This is a genomic window from Mycobacterium sp. IDUB_37 (assembly GCF_055419245.1).
This window is the reverse complement of the sequence record NZ_JBVAXG010000004.1, coordinates 34,343-51,493: the sequence shown is the minus strand read 5'-3', so window position 1 is coordinate 51,493 and position 17,151 is coordinate 34,343. Positions and strand designations below refer to the sequence as shown.

Sequence of the window (17,151 nt, the reverse complement as noted above, 5' to 3'; positions counted from 1 at the left end):
AGATGGCTGACTCAAAACGGTGGTCTCGACTTCAGCGGCTGAGGGGCCTGCCCTTGGAGAGCTACAACACGTTGTGGCTCGGGTTTGCCGCCGTCGCGGTCGTCGCGGTGCTGATCGGGGCGATGCTGGTAGTCCACTTGATCGGCGCGGGCTATCGGCACTACACGGCCGAATTCCTGCAGGCGGCATCGCTGCAGCCAGGCAATCCGATTACGGTGGCGGGCATACCCGTTGGCGAGGTCACCAGCACCAAGCTCGACGGTGACCATGTGGAAGCTGGCCTGAAGATCCGCAATGACGTTGCGCTGGGCCGTGACTCGAAAGCCTCCATCAAAGTCACCACCATCCTGGGATCGCGATACCTCGCGCTGGAGCCCGGAGGCCCCGGGGCCCTTCCGCACGACACCTTCGATCTGGCCCACACCTCGGTTCCCTATGACCTGCAGGCCGCGTTGAAAGACGCCACAACAACTTTCGAGCAGGTCGACTCAGACAGATTTGCGCAGTCGCTGAGCGTACTCGGCAAGCAACTGCAGGGCCTGCCGGCGGTAGTGCCGCAGGCGATGGCCAACATCGATTCGCTGTCGTCGATCATTGCGCAGCGTCGCGACCAACTCGGCCAACTGCTCAAGAGCACCGAACAAGTCACCAACACGTTGCGACGTCAGCAGGCCAGCATCGGCAATGTGGTCAACCAGGCGCAGGACCTGCTGAGCCAGTTCGTGGCCCGGCGCGCCGTATTCCACTCGATGATGCGATCACTCACCAGCCTGGTGGGCACGATGAACGAGATCGTCGTCAACGACCGACAGGAATTGCAGGCGATCCTCAACGACATGCGCGATCTGACCGGACTGATGGCTAAACACGATGACCTGTTCGGCAACCTGCTTCAGACCACTCCGCTCTTCTTGCGTGAGGCGGCCAACCTGACCGGTGATGCCAATGCGGTGAGCTTCAACCTGCCCAGTTCCCTGCTCTTCGATTCGTGGATGTGCGCCATCAGCGGTCGCGCCCAGCAGTTTGGGATGATCCCGTATTACAAGGACTGCAAATGAAGAAGGTCATCGCAGCCGTCGCCGTTGTGGCATCGCTGATCGCGGCGATCGGCATCGGCAAGTGGCTATTGGCGGGCGGCAAGGAACCAATAACGGTGACGGCCCAATTCGACAGCGCCGCAGGCTTGTACGAGGGCAACGTGGTTGCCGTTCTGGGTATGCCCGTCGGCAAGATCACCAAGATCGTTGCCAGAGGAAACTATGTGGAGGTCGCGTTCACCGTCGACCGCAATGTCAAGGTTCCCGCGGACGCGCAGGCAGTCACCGTTTCCACCTCGATTCTCACCGACCGGCAGATCGAGCTGACCCCGCCCTATCACGGTGGCCCACTTTTGCAGAGCCACGACACAATTGGCCTGACCCGCACCAAAACCCCCATCGAATTCAGCCGCGTGCTGTCTGTTCTCGACCGGACCACCAAGTCGCTGAAAGGTGACGGCCACGGAGGCGGACCACTGGCCGACGTGCTCAACTCCGGCACCGCCGTGATCGACGGCAACGGGGGCAAGATCAAACACGCGCTCGACGAGCTGTCCACAGCGTTGCGGCTGAGCAGCGACGGCGGTGCGCAGAGCCGCGAGCAGATCACCACCATCATCAAGAATCTGAGCTCGCTGTTCGAGGCTGCGGCCAACAACGACGGCAAACTGCGCGATTTCGGTTCGACCATCCACCAGCTCAGCGAGATTCTGGCCGACGAGGACATCGGCAGCGGCAGCACGGGTAGGAAACTCGACCAACTGATTCAGCGGTCCGGCGAGCTGCTCGACGCCAACCGCGACATCGTCAGGCAGGGCCTGCTCAACGGCAACACGTTGGCAAGGACCCTGGTCGACCACCGGCGCGATCTCGCCGAAACTCTCGACCTAGCACCGATGTTGGCCGATAACGCGTACAACATGGTCGACCGGGAGAACGGCGCGGTGCGTGCCCACTTCCTCACCGACCGGATGATCTTTGATAGCCAGTTCACCAAAGAGGTCTGCAATCTGATGGGCCTTCGGCAACTCGGCTGCAGCACCGGCACCTTGCAGGACTTCGGGCCCGACTTCGGGCTGACCTATGTCTTGGACGGTATGGCAGCGATGGGCCAGCGATGATCGGCAAGCGCTTCAAGACCGGGATCGCGATCGCGGCGGTCGCGATCCTCAGTTCCGGCTGCGCCACCGACGGCCTGGCCAGCTTGCCGCTGCCGGCACCGGGGATGAGCGGCGGCGGCTACCAGCTGACCGCTGTCTTCTCCAACGCGCTGAACTTGCCGATGAATGCGAAGGTCAAACTCGCGGGCGCCGATGTCGGCGAGGTCGAGGCAATGGTCGCCCGAAACTACACCGCGGTCACCACATTGCGGATCCGCCATGGCGTACTGCTGCCGAAGGGCAGCACCGCCGAGTTACGCACCGCCACTCCGCTTGGCGATGTGTTCGTATCGGTGAAGCCACCAACCGAGACCACACCGAATGCGCCGATGTTGACCGACGGCGACACCATCGGACTGGAATCGACGGCGGCTGCCGCGACGGTCGAGTCGGTGTTGAGCTCAGCCGCAATTCTGGTCAACGGCGGGGCGGTGCGTAACTTCACCAACATCATCAACGGCTTCGGCAAGGCCACCGGCGATCAGGGCCACGCGTTGGGCGAACTGATTCGCAAGTCCAATCAACTGCTCGGCACGATGGACGCGCGATCCGGGCAGATCTCGACCGCCATGACCGATCTGTCACACCTCAGCGAGCAACTCGACGCCAAGAACCAGACTCTCACCGAATTGATGGCAGCGGCCAACCCCGCGACAAATGCCCTGTCGGCCAACACAACCCAACTCTCGAACCTGGTCGTCCAACTCGGCGACACCAGCCGGTTGCTGGCCAGATTCCCCTCGCTGGGCGGCACCGACACCAGCGGCCGAAGTCTGATCCGCGATCTGAACACCGTCGCCGGGGTCGCCAATGACGCCGCGGTCAGTCCTGATACCAGCTTGCTCGCGATCAATCGCCTCATGCCCGCACTGATCAAATCGACTGCGGGAAATGCAATTTCGGTTCACGTCAGCATCGACCAGTTGGTTCTTGGAGCCATACCCGACATCGGCTTCCCCGGCGACCCCGGGTTCCATGCACCCAACCGATTCACCTGGAACGAGTTCATCGGCTCACTGAAGTACACCCTCTTCCGTTTGCAGGAACGGGTCGTCGGGCGAGGACCGGACTCCGTGCAGGTGCCGGTGATACCGGACCCGCACGTTCCGGGCGGGCTGCTCGTCGGGCCCACGCCCGGCCAGCCTCCGGCGCCGCCCACACCGGGGCTGCCCGGTCCCCTGTCGCCAGGACCTACGTCGTGATCAACTCGATCGCCAACGTCCTCGTTCGCGCGGTTCGGGCATGTCACAGCCGGCAGGTCTGGCTATCGGTCGCGGGATTGGTACTGACCCTCGTTGTCGCAACGGCGTACTTATTGGCCGGCGCGCTACGGGTGACGCCGTTCGCGACGTCCTACCGGGTCACCGTCCAGTTGGCGGAGTCCGGTGGCCTGCTGCCCAATCAGGATGTCGCATTGCGCGGCGTGCGGATCGGGCGCGTCGAGTCGCTGCAGATCACCGACCGGGGCGTCAACGCCGTCGCGAGCATCACTTCGAACTTGAGAATCCCGGCGAACACCGCGGTGCACGTGTCGGCCCTTTCGCCGGCGGGCGAGCAATACATCAACTTCGAAGCCGACTCCGATAGAGGGCCGTACCTGCACGACGGCAGCGTCATCGCGCTGGACCGGACCACCGTTCCGGTCAGCTTGGCCGAGCTGCTGGCCGATGCCGACGGAATGTTGGCCCAGATCGATCCCCGTAAGATCGAGCTGATCAAAAAAGAACTGGGTATGAGCAAGGAGGGACCGGCCAAGCTCGCTGCCATCGTTGACGGCGGCACCTTCCTGCTCTCGACGCTCGACTCCGTACTGCCCCAAACGACCAGCCTCATCCGAAACAGCAAGGTCGTGTTGACGCTGGCGGCAGACAAGAATGCAGGGCTCGCCGCAGCCACCGTCGGCCTCCGCCGAACGCTGGCCGGAGTGGCCAGAATGCAGGGCGGTTACCGGGATCTGACCGAACAGTCCCCACGGACGCTATCGGCGGTTGACCGCCTGTTCGACGACAACTCCGAGACGATGGTGCAACTGCTGGGCAGCTTGGCCACTGCGTCACAACTGCTGTACCTGCGTGTGCCCGCGATGAATGCACTGTTCCCCGATTACCGCGGCTCGATGCTGGAGGCGCTGACCACCGCGTTTCACGACCATGCAGTGTGGGCGACGGCCGAGCTCTACCCGCGCTACGTGTGCGACTACGGAACGCCGTCTCATCCGCCGTCGTCCGCCGACTACTACGAACCATTCATGTACACCTATTGCCGCGACGACGACCCTGGAGTCGGGATCCGCGGCGCCAAGAACGCACCGCGTCCGGCAGGCGATGACACCGCCGGCCCACCACCGGGAGCAGACCTTGGACAGCGGACGGACCCGACGCCGAAAGGCCGCTTCACCATTCCAACGCCCTACGGCGGTCCGACCCTGCCCATCGAACCGCCGCACTAAGCCCGACATGTCCAGACCAAGGAGACGGCAGTGGTCGCTATGACCAAGAAGGACCTCGATGCTGAAAAGCTCGATGACATAGACGAAGTCGCCGAAAAGGTTGACGCGGAAGACGTCGACGCCGCCGAGGCTGACGACGACGAGAGCGACGCGACGGCCGCCGAGGAAGCGGCCAAGGACGACGATGCCGACGATGTCGAGGACGACGCCGAGGACGACGGGCCGCTGCTCGGCAAGCGCGCCAAGAACAAAGACAAGCCCAAGCGCCGGTTCCAGCGCAACCACCCCTGGAGTTACTACCTGCGCCGCGGCGCGATGCCGCTGTTACTCGTTGCCTCGCTTGCGGTTTCGGGTTTTCTCGGCTGGAAGCAGTGGGAGTACCACCAGGTTCAGGTGGCCGGCCAGGAGGCGCAGCAAGCGGCCATCAAATACGCCCAGGTGTTGACCAGTATCGACTCCACCAACGTCGACGAGAACTTTCGGCAGGTGCTCGACGGCGCCACCGGCGAGTTCAAAGACATGTACACGCAGTCCAGCGTGCAGCTTCGACAACTGCTGATCGACAACAAAGCGTCTGCACACGGCGTGGTGGTGGACTCGGCAATTGCCTCCGAATCCACGAATAAGGTTGTGGTGCTGGTCTTTATCGACCAGACCGTGGCCAATATGACCGTGCCCGATCCGCGCATCGATCGCAGCCGGATCAAGATGACCATGGAGAAAGTCGACGGCCGCTGGCGGGCAAGCAAAGTCCAGCTGCTCTAAGCGATTTGGAGCGTTCTGTGATCAAAAGAATCATCGCCGCATCGATATTCGTGACGGCTGGAGCCATTTCGGGAACCGTTTCGGCAGCGCCCGGCGCCCACGCGTCGGCCGAGTCGTTCTGCGGCGAACTCGGCGGCGGCTGGGACGGCCAGTACTGCCACACCGCGGTGACCTCCGAACGCAACGCCGTGCGCGATATCAAGGTCGCGGTGCCCGTCGACCTCATCGACAACCCGACCGCTGGTCCGGTTGTCCGCGACTACCTACGCACGCTGGTCGGCAACTGGCGAAACGCGGGCACCCACATGATCGCCGACAGCTACGGCGAAGAGAACTACCAGGTGTTCCAGCACGGCAACCTGCTCAGTGCGGTCTTCCATGAGGACTACCACGCCAACGGGCCGCAGCCGAACAACGCCTATCACACGTTTACGTTCGACATGGCCGGCGGCCGGCGGGTGCAGCTGACCGATCTGACCAACGGTAATTCCCTTGGCGCCATCCCGCCGCTGGCTCAGCCATTCATCGAAGCCGCGCTGAATCAGGCTGCGCCACCGCATGACCCGAATACCTACCCGTTCATGGCCGACCGCTGGACCCCAGACAAGGTCTACTCCGGCGGATACCGAGCGTGGGCCATGACGCCGGATGAGTTGATCATCTACATGCCCGACCTGCCGGTGGGTCACGACGAGCCGGTGAACTTCTCGCCGGGACTACAGCAGTGGTTCATGGACGGCGGAACGGTCGAGGCACACATCCCGCTCTCGGCGCTGGGTTCGGTCCTGCGAGTTTGAGCGTCGATCGGAATATCTCCGCGATATCGCCGGCGCTATCACATTTGCCAATCGTCTTATGGTCGTCCGACAGGGACGTGTGTGGCTCCTGTGACTACGGCGGCTACCACTGCCAGTCGACGCCGCTCACAATCCCACCAGTCACAGTGGTCACCACGAGCCGACCATTAGGCGATCGCAAAATACAATATCGCCGGCGCTATCGCCGTTGCCGAACGCGCTACGAAGCGTTCGCGTTACCCGCGCGCCACTGGTCCCAGGGGATGTTCCAGTCGCCGAGGCCCTCGGTCCCGGGCAGGATGCTCCCCACCGTGTTGATGACCTCGACGATGTCACCGCGTTTGGTGTGGTCGTAGAACCACACGGCGTTGCTCGGGCTCACATTGAGGCATCCGTGGCTGGTGTTGGAGTGCCCCTGAGCGCCCACCGACCATGGCGCGGAGTGCACGAAGATTCCGCTGTAGGAGATCTGCGTGGCCCAGTCGACATCGGTGCGATATCCGTTGGGCGAGTTGACCGGTACGCCATAGGTCGACGAGTCCATGATGATGTGCTTGAACCGCGCGCCGACCTCGTAGACGCCGTTGTTGGTCGGGGTGCTGTCCTTGCCCATCGACGTCGGGATCGTCCTGACCTCTTCACCGTTGATGCGCACCGTGATGATCTTGGTGCTGTCGTCGGCGGTCGCAATGAACTCATCACCGATGGTGAAGTGCATCTTGACGTTGTCCTCACCGAACATTCCCTCACCGAGGTCGACGCCGTAGGTGTTGACGGCCACATCCACGGCGGTGCCCGACTTCCAGAAATGCTCTGGGCGCCAGCGCACTTCGCGTCGGTTCAGCCAGTAGAAGGCACCCTCGACGGGCGGGTTGGTGGTGATCTTGATGGCCTTCTCGGCCGCGAGGCGGTCGGCGATGTTCTCGTCGAAGCGGATTGCCACCGGTTGCCCGACGCCCACGACCTCTCCGTCACTGGGCACCACGTAGGGCATCGTCAAGTGCGCGGGAGAACTGGTCTGGAAGGTCATCTGCCGGGTCGCAGCCCCACCCAGGCCGGTGGCCTTGGCATTGAGGGTGTAGCGCCGGTTGTAGCCGAGCTGCTCGGTGGTCTGCCAGTGCAGGCCGTCCGGGCTCAGCTGACCGGTGATCGGCCGGCCATTGTCGTTGACCAGGCTGACCGCGGCCAGAACGCCGTCGGCAGCGGTGACCGTCACCGGGGCATCCACGGTGACTCCGACCGCGCCGTCGGTAACCGACGAGGTGAGCTTGGGCACCAGAAGGTCGGCGAACGGCGTGCCCTTGTTCTCGATGACCTTGGCCGCGACAGGTGCACTGCTGCCACCGCTGCTGCAGGCAACACCGAACACAGCAACCAAGACCATGGCCACAGCCAGCCACGATCTACGTCTGCGCAAAGGCGTCATCAAGTGACCTTCCAAATTCTGTTGATATTTCTGGTCACCGCTGACCGAGATTGTTTCCAGCATTGTAGTGCCTCGCCCCGACAGGCCGCGGATCCTCGTGGGATTTTGAGGACCGCGTGCTGAAGCTCACTATGGCACGTCTGCAGGTGCTCGTTCCAGGGATTTCACACAGGGACGGGTTGCCTGTTATTGTCGAGAGCCGGTCGAGAGGCCGAAGTAAGCGCCGTTAGCTCAGTTGGTAGAGCAGCTGACTCTTAATCAGCGGGTCCGGGGTTCGAAACCCTGACGGCGCACAGTCTTTTTCTCCTTGCAGCGAGCCCGACAGGGCTCGCTTCATGGGCCGCCAGGCGCCACGATGCGACGCGCGGCCTCGACCGCAGCCGCCCGCCGCGCCGCGATGACCGCCGGATCGGCGGTGACAGCCTCCGGGTGGGGCGACTGCGCCCAGGCCAACGCGACGCTGAACAGGAGAACCAGCAGGTCCATCGGCTGCCAGGCCTGATCGACGACGCCGGCGGCCTGAGCCGCCTCGATGGTGCGAACGTCGCGAGCCGGGACCGAGTCCCAATCGTCCACGGGCGGCAGTTCCAGGTCCAGGCCCTCCAAGTTGGCCCAGGTCATCATCCGCAGGTGCTCGGGGCGCCGGCAGGCCAGGTCATAGATATCGCCGACAAACTCCGGCACCGCGTCAGCACGCAATGTCACCGCGGCGAAGAACTCCGCACCGTCGGCGGCGACGACGCTTCGGAACAGTTTCTCCTTGTCGCCGAAGTGTGCGTACAACCGCTCTTTGCTTGCCTCCGCAACTCGGGCGATGCGATCGATGCGCGCGCCGGCCAGCCCGTACTGGGCGAATTCCGATCGCGCGGCGCTCAGGATGGTGTCGCGAAGTTCACTGGTCGATCGCACAGCATGATCATACCCATACGAACTAGTTCGTTCGGTATAGTGGCGGCATGCCCCCCTTCCGGCCATCCCGAAACGTCCCCGACCAACCCATCGATATCGATGCAGTGATGAACCACCCGCCCCGAGTGCAGCGGCTACGCAACGTTCTGCAGCGGGTTCACGACGGCATTGCTCCCCTGATAGACGTCACCCGGCCCTACGTGACTGGGCTGGACACGCTACCGACCGATGGAAGATTCTTGTTGGTAGGCAACCACACTCAATTCATCGGCGGTGAGGTGCTGCTGGTCCCCCACTTCGTGCGGCGCGCGATCGGCACCCGGGTCCGCCCGTTGGCCGACCGCAGGTTCGCCCAACAACCCAAGTTTGGACGCGACGTGATGACTGCTTACGGCGGCGTCGTCGGTGCACCCGAGACCGCTCGAGAATTGATGCGGCACAACGAGACCATTCTTGTGTTCCCCGGCGGCGGTCGCGAGATCGCTAAGTTCAAAGGTGAGGAATACCAGTTGAATTGGCGTGGCCGCTCAGGCTTCGCGCGCATCGCCGCCGAGAACGACTACCCGATCGTGCCCGTCGGCCTGGTGGGCGGCGACGACGTTTACAAGAGTCTGGTCACTCGCGACAGCACGCTGGGTCGGCTCAGCACGGCGGTCAGCACCAGGCTCAGCGGCGAACCTGATATGGCGATGCCGTTGATGCGCGGACTCGGGCCCACCTTCATCCCGCGGCCGCAGCGGATGTACCTGCACTTCGGCGAACCGATCGACACCAAGAAGCCCACCGAGACATCGACCGAGAAGTGGGTCGAGACCGTCAGGGCGAACACCCAGCAGTCACTCGAGAAGATTCTGGCTCACCTGCTATCCGTCCGTGCCGACGATCCGTTCCGCGAACTCAACCCGCTGGCGTGGTCCTCCGCAGTGGCGGCGAGCTGAGTTCGCGGGCAGACTAGGCGGCGTCGAATCGAACGGAAAGCGCTGCCGGGCCGGTGATTCCGATCATCGGCTTCCATACCGACGGACCGGCGTGACGCAGATTCCGCATCCGGGCGGCCATCACCCGCAGCGCCTCGGCGACCTCGCGCCTGGCCAGGTTCGCGCCTAGGCAGTAATGCGCACCCGCGCCGAAAGTCTGCATCGGCGCGGCACCTTCGCGCGTGATGTCGAGCCGATCCGGCTCGTCGAAGACGCTCGGGTCGCGGTTGGCGGCGGCCGTGTTACATATGACGAAAGTGCCTGCCGGTATCTTGACGCCGCCTATCTCGACGTCCTCACCCGCGAGTCGCATCACGCCGAAAGCCACTGGTGTGTAACGCATCACCTCTTCGACGGCTCTCATCGCCAGCTCGGGACGCTCCGCGAGGAGGTCCCACTGCTCGGGATAGTCGCAGAAAGCGTCGACCGCGGCGGCCACTTGGTTACGAGTGGTGTCGGTACCGGCCATCAAGATGCCTGCCGCAAGCATCCGCAGTTCTTCGATGCTCAGTCGGTCACCGTCGTCCTCGGCACGGATCAGTTCGGAAATCAGATCATCGGTGAGCGAGTGGCGTCGATCGGCAACCATGTCGTCGATGTAGGAGTCGAGTTCTGCCCAAGCCGTGAGGATTTCGCGCTCGTATGCCGCGACGTTCCAAGTGAACAGCTTGAAGAAGTCGTCGGCCCACGCGGAGAAACGCTGCCAGTCCTTGCGAGGAGCACCCAGCAACGCGCTGATAACCGGAACCGGGTAGGGCCGGGCGATGTCGGCCACGATCTCGCAGCGCCCGGTGCCGACGAGCGGGTCGATCAGATCGTTGATGATGCGCGAGATGGTGGAGTCGAGTCGGGCTACCGACCGCGGCGTGAACGCCTTCGATACGAGTCTGCGCAGCCTGTTGTGATCGGCACCGTTGATGGCCAGCAGGCTGGTGCTCGTCCGAAACCACAGCGGGCCGTCGGTGATGCCCTGTGTTTCGAGGCCGAGTCCCGGGGGCGGGGCGAAACGATGGTCGCGCAGTGTGGCGTGCACCAGGTCGTAACTCAGAATCTCTGGGCCGTGCGACCCCATCGCGATCGGGCTCTGCTCGAGCGCTTTTCGGAGATTCCGATGCGCTTCCTCGGGACTCGAGGCCTCTTCGTATGCGACACAAGGAAGGTCGGCTTCGAACACGCTCGGGGCTTTCAGACCGATGGCGGCGACACTCACGATGAACTCCTCGGGCTGGAAGCGTTATTGCTTCCATGCTCGCGGCGGGCGGAGAAGCCGGATAGCGTAGTTGACTACGCAATTCGCGGGCAGCGCCCGCTGCGTGGGCTCAGCGTGCGCCGCGGCCGGCGCTCAGGATGGATGCCAACTCCTCGCGGGATTGGGCTCCCACCCGCTGGCAGGCCCGGTACACGTGGCCCTCGACGGTGCGCACCGACATCACCAGACGTTCGGCGATCTCGCGGTTGGAAAGGCCCGCCACCACGAGTTCGACGACGCCACGCTGGCGTCCGGATAGCGGGATGCCCACCCGGCTGCGCAACGCCGGCGTGTTCAGCCCACCACATTCGTCGGCCAATTCCCGGGCCAGCGCCGCCGCAAACAGGCTGCGCTTGCCTCGATCGCTGCGGGTGAACATGGCGGCCGCCTGCGCCGCGGCGTCAGCGGCCGCCGCCCGATCACCGATGGCCCGATACTGCGAAGCCGCCGCCAGCAGCCCATCGCCATCGTTGGCGCGCAGCGATTCCGCATGCTGGGCAACAGCATTGGCTACCGGTAAGGACAACGCGTCGGCGAGTTCGCGCGCACGTTCCGCGCCGCAGGATTCACCCCACTGGGCCGCCGCCTGAATGCAGGCCAGCTCGTGGGTCGGCTGGGTGCGTTCGCGCGCCTGCTCGGCCGCGGCCCGCGCGGTCTCGACAGCGTCGGTCAGGCAACCGCTGGTGGCCTGCGCCCAACCTGTCGCCAGCGCCAACCCGGTGTGCATGAACAGGTAGTCGGCCGGCACGCACGCTCGGGCGTTGGCCGCCGCTTCATTGGCTTCCTCTGCATCGCCGAGCTTGGCGTGCGCTTCGGCCAACGCGAAGCAACTGGCCGGGTGCAGACCCGTTGTGACGCCGTGCCTTTGCACCCCCGCCTGCGCTTCGTGCAGCAGTTTCACCGCGTCGCCGGCGGCGCCGCGCACCAGTTCGATCTGACCCAGCAGAAATGCCAGGTTCGCATAAGCAAGGCCGGGAACATCGCGTGCCGAATCGGCGAGTTGCTTTGCAGTAGCGATGAATTCGTCGATGCGGCCGGTCAGCCTGCAGGCTCGGCCGTACACCGCGCCGAACCAGAACCGCATATGGGATGCCTGGAAAGACGTAGTGGCGCGCCGTAGCGCCTGCTCAGCGATCGCCTTGAGGTCATCGACGTCACCGAGGGCGCCCATTGCCATGATCAACGCAAGCGATGCCATCATGGCGTGAAAACCCGGTAAGTCCGCAGAACCCAGTGCGGCTCTGGCCTTTTGCGCTGCCATTTCGCAACGCGCCGACACCGCATCGACACAGGCTTCGACCGCGATACGCTCCGCGCGCTGCGCCTGCGTCTCCTCGAGACACGCCAGGCCATCGAGGATCGCTGCGGCGTCCTTCGGCCGGCCGAGCATCCAGACCAGGTTGGCCGCCCGCACCGTCGCCCAGTGGCGGGCCTCGCCACAGCTATCCCAGCCGGCACCGATATCGCTGAGGGCCGCCTCGGCCTGCTCGCCGCGACCGAGAAGCACCAGGTTCATCGCGCGAACCCCTGCCGCCTCGGCCAGCCCCGCTTCGGCGGCGGCGGTTGCGAATCGATCAGCCAGGACGAGATCGAGCAGCGTCATGGCATGCCGCGCCGATTCCAGGTACAGCTCGGGGTTGGGGGCGAGGTCGGACTCGAGGGTGAGCAGGCCTCGTCGCACGGTGGCTCGCATATCGGCGTCGGCGTCCTTCGCCAGTCGCTGAGCCAACCTGCCCCGAATTCTGGACAGATACATCTCGCCGGCGGTGGCACGGCGGAGTTCACCAAACAGCGGATGAGCCAGGCGCGCGACCAGCGTCGCGCCAGTGCGCTCCACACTCACCAATTGCATCTGCTCGGCTGTTTCCAGCTCGTCGCGGCCCACCAGGTCGCACAGCACGTCGACGGCAAGGGGCTCGCACTGCGACAGCGTGTCGACGACCAACGCCAATTGCGGGGTGAGGCAACTGAGGCGCCGCCCGACCGCGTCGTGCAGGCTCGGCACAACCGCCACGTCGTCGTCCCACATCCACACCCCGGCGACTTGGCGCATCCGGCCCGCCGCGACCTGAGCATTCAACAGCTGTCGCAGGAACAACGCGTTTCCTGCGGTCAGCTTCCACATCCGGTGCGCGCTGCGAGAATCCACCGGTCCGCCGAGCGTGGTCTCGATCAGCCCGCGGGTGGACTCATCCGAGAGCGTCGCGAGATCCAGGCGGGCCAGCAGTCCGTCTTTCCACAGTGCGGTCACCGCGTCGGGCTCAGCACCGCCCGTGCGCGCCGTCACGACCAGCCGAGTCCCGCGCGACTGCGCCAGTTGCTGCACGACAAGTGCGGACAATTCGTCGAGTAGGTGCGCGTCATCGACCCCCACCAGCACGCGTCCCCGCCCCTGTTGGGCAACAAACGAATTGGTGACGCGACGGACGTTGGTCAGCGGGTCGGCCATCCCGTCGCGGAGCGACCCGATGAACGCGCCCAGCGGCAACGCGCGCGCCGATTCCGTGCCGACGATCCAGTTGGTCCGCTCGCCGGATTTTTCGGCGCGCCGAAGGACTTCACGCGCGAGTGCGGTCTTGCCCACGCCCGCGGCTCCGACGATTGCGACGCCGGAGTACCTGCCTGCTCCGCCCAGTGCGCGGTGAATGGCGGCCAATTCGTCATCACGCCCTGTCAACGGATCTCCGCTGATCACACGGCGACTATAACCGTGTGCTACTCACTTCACGAGACCATTTCTCGACTATTTACAAGTGTTTTGCCTGCCGCGCGGGCGCATCAGTCTTGTGCAGTGCGCCGATAATCCCAGCGCTCCAAGGACGCCTGCAGACGGCTGACGCCCACCGCAAAGGTGGGCAAGCCGATCAAAAGCAGTACTAGCACAACGGTATTCATGATTAGAGCCGGTTCATCTCGCGCGACATGCAAGCGTACTCCAAGTAGGAATAGCGCCGCGGTTGGTCGCGGCGAGGTTCGCGCAGCTGGGATGTTGATGCCTGAAGCATCTTCCGCATTGCCGCGAGGAAAGCCGACGGCGTCGCGGCCCACCGCCGCGTCGGGTGCACAGGCATCGCCGCCGCCGTGCTGAAGGCCACCTCCTGCAAGGTGATCAGTACGGGCGCTACAACCTCGGGGTGGGCTTCGACAGCGGGTGCTGCCTGAGCCTGGGCTTCTGCTGGTGCGGTCATTTCGGCCTCCTTGAGGAGTTTGGATCAGCTGCAATCAGCCTGGCCCGCGCAGAGCAAAATTAACCGCGTAGTGGACTACGCCATTTTCTGATCACCGCTACGCGGCCTAGCGCTTGCGGTCGGTGCGCGCCCCAGACAGCGCGCGCCGCGCGGCGAGATCCAGGACGTACCCGATGACGCCGATGACCACGATCACCGCGACTACCTGACCGTAGGCCAACTGGTCCCTGGCGTTGAGTATCTGGTACCCCAGACCCGAACGCACACCGAGCATTTCGGCGGGCACCAACACCACCCACGCGATGCCAAGGGCAACCCGCAGACCGGTTTGCAGGTGGCCGCGAATTGCCGGCAGAACCACGACGGTGAGCTGTTCGAACCGGGTGGCACCGAACGATCTGGCCACCTGCAGATAGCCGGGATCGATGGCGTGCACGCCGGCTGCGGTATTGATCAGGATCGGCCAGACCGACGCGGCGGCGATCAGGAAGATCACCGGCTCGTTGCCGATCCCGAACAGTGCCACCGATATTGGCGCCCACGACAACGGCGAGATCATCCGCAGAAACTGGACCACCGGACGGGTGGCTCGATCGGCGGTGTCGTTCAAACCGATCAGCAACCCGACGGGCACTCCGATGACGGCGCCGACCAGCAGCCCAATCAGCAGTCGCCACAGGCTGACTCCGGCGTCGGGCAGCAGGACGCCACGGTTGTACAAGTCGACGAGTGATTTGACCACCCGCGCCGGTGTCGTCTCACGCAACAGTGATTGCGGCGGGGCAAGGACGGCGGTCGCCAACCACCACAACGCTATTGCGATACCGATCGCCAGTGCGGGCGGCCACCACCGCTGTAGGACCCGCCGCGGCCCGGTCGGGCCCTCGGCATCCCGGGGCGGCGCCGAAGTAACGGGTGAGTACAGGGAGGTTTCCCGATTAGTCGTCATCGCGGCTGTACCTGTTCAGTTCGGGTCCAATCGGAGGGAATGCCAAAAGCTTCGGGCCCGCCGTGTGAGGCCAGCGCCGACCGCACGAACGTGTCGTTGACCAGTTCGGCGTGCGCCGTCGAGGGATCCAGCCGCTCCAGGAAAGCCCGGTCACCGTCAACGACCGTCTCGTGCATGGCCTCGACGAGTCGACGGGTGAAGCTGGGGAACGGAAAGGGTTGGAAACCCAGCCGCTGCGGCTGCCAGTCGGGGTGCAGAAATCGATAGTCCTGCGGTCGGTAGGTCAGCGCGGTCTTGATCGCCGGCAGCGGTTGCGGCAGGTAGGAACCGGTCGACAACGCGGCAGCGGCGGCCGCGCGGTCAGTGTTGATGCGCTGCTGGGCGGCCACGATCGAATCGATAAGGGAGGCGGCCGCCTGCGGGCGATGTTCGATGAGGTCGTCGTGGGCCAGCACCACGCAGCAGGCGTGATCGCGCCACACATCGCCGAGGAATGTGTGGATGCGGCCGATCTTGCGCACCTGAGCCATCGCGTTGAACGGATCGGCCACCACGTAGCCGCTGATCGAGCGGTTGGCCAGGGCCGGAACCATGTCCGACGGGCTCATCACGATGAGTTCCACGGTCCGAGCGGCACGTGACGCGCTGCGGCGCACCACCGGCACCAGGTCGTGGGCACGCAGCAGCTGTTGCAGGATGATGTTGTGGATCGACCACCAAAACGGTATCGCCACTTGAGTTCCGGCAAGTTGCCCGAAATCGGTGATGTCGGGCGCGACGGTCAACGCCGAACCGTTGGTGTGGTTCCAGCTCAGCACCCGAACCGGGCTCTTTAGCAGGAAGCGCAGTTGGATGGCGGTGGGCATCAGCATGTGCACCGCATCGACCTGACGGGTGACAAATGCTTCGGCCAGCGAGGCCCAGCTGCGGAACAGCACCGGTTTGGCCGCGCTGACCACACCCCGTTGGTAAAGGCCCGCCGCATGCGCGATGAGCAGTGGCGCCGCGTCGGTGATGGGTAGATACCCGATACGGAGTTGTCCGCTGGTGTTGGTCCGGTCGATGCTCGCGGCATGTGCGAGGTCGGCCACCCCGGCCAGACCACCCGCTGCGGCCAGCGCGGTCGTGCCCACCAGTAACGACCGCCGCGAAACGAGTGTCACTGCTCGACCAGGCGATAGTTGTCGAGGATCTCTTGCCGAAGTTGCGCCTCGCCCGGCTGCCACTCGCGTTGGATCCGCCCGTCAGGACCGAGCAGCACCACACGACTGGCCAGCAGCAGGGCTTCGTCCACGTCATGGGTGACCAGGACGACGGTGATCCCCAGCTCAGCCGCGAGTTTGGCAAGCCAGCTCTGCAGGTCGGCGCGGATGGCGGGATCCAGGGCGCTGAACGGCTCGTCGAGCAGCAACAGCCGCGGCCGGGTGGCTACCGCACGGATGATCGCCACGCGCTGCGCCTGGCCGCCGGACAACTGGTCCGGGTAGCGATCCGCTACTCGTTCCAGATCGAAACGACGCAGGAGTTCCTGTGCGTACTCCCGCTCGAACGACTCTTTGTGCGCGGCGAACCGACCGGCGATCACCACATTCTCACCCGCCGTCAACCACGGGAACAGCAGGGCCTGTTGGAACACCACGCCGGTGTGTGGCCGCGCCGAACCGCTACCACCGATGCGGTCAGGCCACTCGACGGTTCCCGATGTGAGCTCCTCCAGCCCGGCGATAACCCGCAGCAGAGTGGATTTGCCGCTGCCGCTGCGCCCGAGAATCGCCAGGAAGTCGCCGTCGTCAATGGTCAGATCGATGTCACTGAGGACGTGACTGTCCGCGTCAAACCGTTTGTGGCCACCGACTATTCGTACAGTGGCAGTTCCCACGATTGACTTCCTTCCCGATGGGTCGTTGATGCACTGTCCCTCCCGGGACACGCCACAGGCATCACGGTGCCATCGGGCGGAACGGATTGTCCAAGCGGACCAACCCGATATCGCCGGTGCAATGCGATCGACGGGTGCGGCACCGACCAACAGATCCGAGGTATGAGCCCAACTAACGCCACCTTGCGAACCGGATCGGTGCGAAGCCCGGAACATGTTGCGCTGTCTGGCCTTTAGCGAGGACACCGGACCGGCGCCCCCGCTGATTGATGACGAGGGACCGGGCACGGCGGGCGGCTTACCACGCCAGTGGGCAACCGACCGGCCAGATGTGATCGCGCTGATCGCAACCGTGCGCCCGGCGGC

At 64.5% G+C, this 17,151-nt stretch carries 15 protein-coding genes and 1 tRNA gene; 8 read left to right on the top strand and 8 right to left on the bottom strand.

The features are described 5' to 3' along the window. Positions 1-2 precede the first annotated feature (2 nt). From ACZY1I_RS14640 to ACZY1I_RS14615, 6 genes are read left to right on the top strand one after another with little or no spacing between them, the layout of a single operon-like run. Complete coding sequence (locus tag ACZY1I_RS14640; protein ID WP_463755180.1) at positions 3-1,058, top strand: MCE family protein; 1,056 nt, start codon at positions 3-5, stop codon at positions 1,056-1,058. Then, positions 1,055-2,158 carry an MCE family protein gene (locus ACZY1I_RS14635; RefSeq protein WP_463755179.1) on the top strand — a complete coding sequence of 368 codons (1,104 nt, stop codon included), beginning with the start codon at positions 1,055-1,057 and terminating at the stop codon, positions 2,156-2,158. Before ACZY1I_RS14640 ends, ACZY1I_RS14635 begins: the two co-directional genes overlap by 4 nt. Then, positions 2,155-3,399 carry an MlaD family protein gene (locus ACZY1I_RS14630; RefSeq protein ID WP_463755178.1) on the top strand — a complete coding sequence of 415 codons (1,245 nt, stop codon included), beginning with the start codon at positions 2,155-2,157 and terminating at the stop codon, positions 3,397-3,399. Before ACZY1I_RS14635 ends, ACZY1I_RS14630 begins: the two co-directional genes overlap by 4 nt. Further along, positions 3,396-4,646 (top strand): MlaD family protein, encoded by a 1,251-nt coding sequence (locus tag ACZY1I_RS14625; protein ID WP_463755177.1) that lies wholly within the window; start codon positions 3,396-3,398, stop codon positions 4,644-4,646. The genes ACZY1I_RS14630 and ACZY1I_RS14625 overlap by 4 nt, the downstream gene beginning before the upstream one ends. A 30-nt stretch (positions 4,647-4,676) precedes the next feature. After that, positions 4,677-5,411 (top strand): DUF3329 domain-containing protein, encoded by a 735-nt coding sequence (locus tag ACZY1I_RS14620; protein ID WP_463755176.1) that lies wholly within the window; start codon positions 4,677-4,679, stop codon positions 5,409-5,411. 17 nt (positions 5,412-5,428) lie between these two features. Further along, positions 5,429-6,208, top strand: a complete 780-nt coding sequence (locus ACZY1I_RS14615) for a mannan-binding family protein (protein ID WP_463755175.1) — start codon at positions 5,429-5,431, stop codon at positions 6,206-6,208. 220 nt (positions 6,209-6,428) lie between these two features. Here ACZY1I_RS14615 and ACZY1I_RS14610 read toward each other — a convergent pair whose 3' ends face one another. Next, the gene (locus ACZY1I_RS14610) at positions 6,429-7,634 is read right to left on the bottom strand and encodes a L,D-transpeptidase (RefSeq protein ID WP_463755174.1); all 1,206 of its coding nucleotides are present in this window, start codon (positions 7,632-7,634) and stop codon (positions 6,429-6,431) included. Positions 7,635-7,854: 220 nt separating this feature from the next. On the opposite strand from ACZY1I_RS14610, the gene ACZY1I_RS14605 reads away from it, so the two are divergent. Next, a tRNA-Lys gene (locus ACZY1I_RS14605) sits at positions 7,855-7,927 on the top strand. Between the two features lie 40 nt (positions 7,928-7,967). On the opposite strand, the gene ACZY1I_RS14600 is transcribed toward ACZY1I_RS14605, so the two are convergent. Then, positions 7,968-8,543, bottom strand: a complete 576-nt coding sequence (locus ACZY1I_RS14600) for a TetR/AcrR family transcriptional regulator (RefSeq protein ID WP_463755172.1) — start codon at positions 8,541-8,543, stop codon at positions 7,968-7,970. A gap of 47 nt (positions 8,544-8,590) precedes the next feature. Between ACZY1I_RS14600 and ACZY1I_RS14595 the strand changes: the two genes are divergently transcribed. Next, positions 8,591-9,481: a lysophospholipid acyltransferase family protein gene (locus ACZY1I_RS14595; RefSeq protein WP_463755171.1), complete on the top strand. Its 891-nt coding sequence runs from the start codon at positions 8,591-8,593 to the stop codon at positions 9,479-9,481. 13 nt (positions 9,482-9,494) lie between these two features. On the opposite strand, the gene ACZY1I_RS14590 is transcribed toward ACZY1I_RS14595, so the two are convergent. The 6 genes from ACZY1I_RS14590 to ACZY1I_RS14565 all read right to left on the bottom strand — a co-directional run bounded on the left by ACZY1I_RS14590 (position 9,495) and on the right by ACZY1I_RS14565 (position 16,785). Then, the gene (locus ACZY1I_RS14590; RefSeq protein WP_463755170.1) at positions 9,495-10,730 is read right to left on the bottom strand and encodes a cytochrome P450; all 1,236 of its coding nucleotides are present in this window, start codon (positions 10,728-10,730) and stop codon (positions 9,495-9,497) included. Between the two features lie 109 nt (positions 10,731-10,839). Continuing rightward, on the bottom strand, positions 10,840-13,464 hold the full coding sequence (locus tag ACZY1I_RS14585; protein WP_463755169.1) for a helix-turn-helix transcriptional regulator: 2,625 nt from the start codon (positions 13,462-13,464) through the stop codon (positions 10,840-10,842). Between the two features lie 202 nt (positions 13,465-13,666). Beyond that, positions 13,667-13,957 carry a hypothetical protein gene (locus ACZY1I_RS14580; protein WP_463755168.1) on the bottom strand — a complete coding sequence of 97 codons (291 nt, stop codon included), beginning with the start codon at positions 13,955-13,957 and terminating at the stop codon, positions 13,667-13,669. Positions 13,958-14,063: 106 nt separating this feature from the next. Next, positions 14,064-14,906 carry an ABC transporter permease gene (locus ACZY1I_RS14575; protein WP_463755166.1) on the bottom strand — a complete coding sequence of 281 codons (843 nt, stop codon included), beginning with the start codon at positions 14,904-14,906 and terminating at the stop codon, positions 14,064-14,066. Beyond that, positions 14,903-16,069 (bottom strand): ABC transporter substrate-binding protein, encoded by a 1,167-nt coding sequence (locus ACZY1I_RS14570; RefSeq protein ID WP_463755165.1) that lies wholly within the window; start codon positions 16,067-16,069, stop codon positions 14,903-14,905. Before ACZY1I_RS14570 ends, ACZY1I_RS14575 begins: the two co-directional genes overlap by 4 nt. Further along, positions 16,066-16,785: an ABC transporter ATP-binding protein gene (locus ACZY1I_RS14565; protein WP_463755164.1), complete on the bottom strand. Its 720-nt coding sequence runs from the start codon at positions 16,783-16,785 to the stop codon at positions 16,066-16,068. Before ACZY1I_RS14565 ends, ACZY1I_RS14570 begins: the two co-directional genes overlap by 4 nt. Positions 16,786-17,151: the final 366 nt, after the last annotated feature.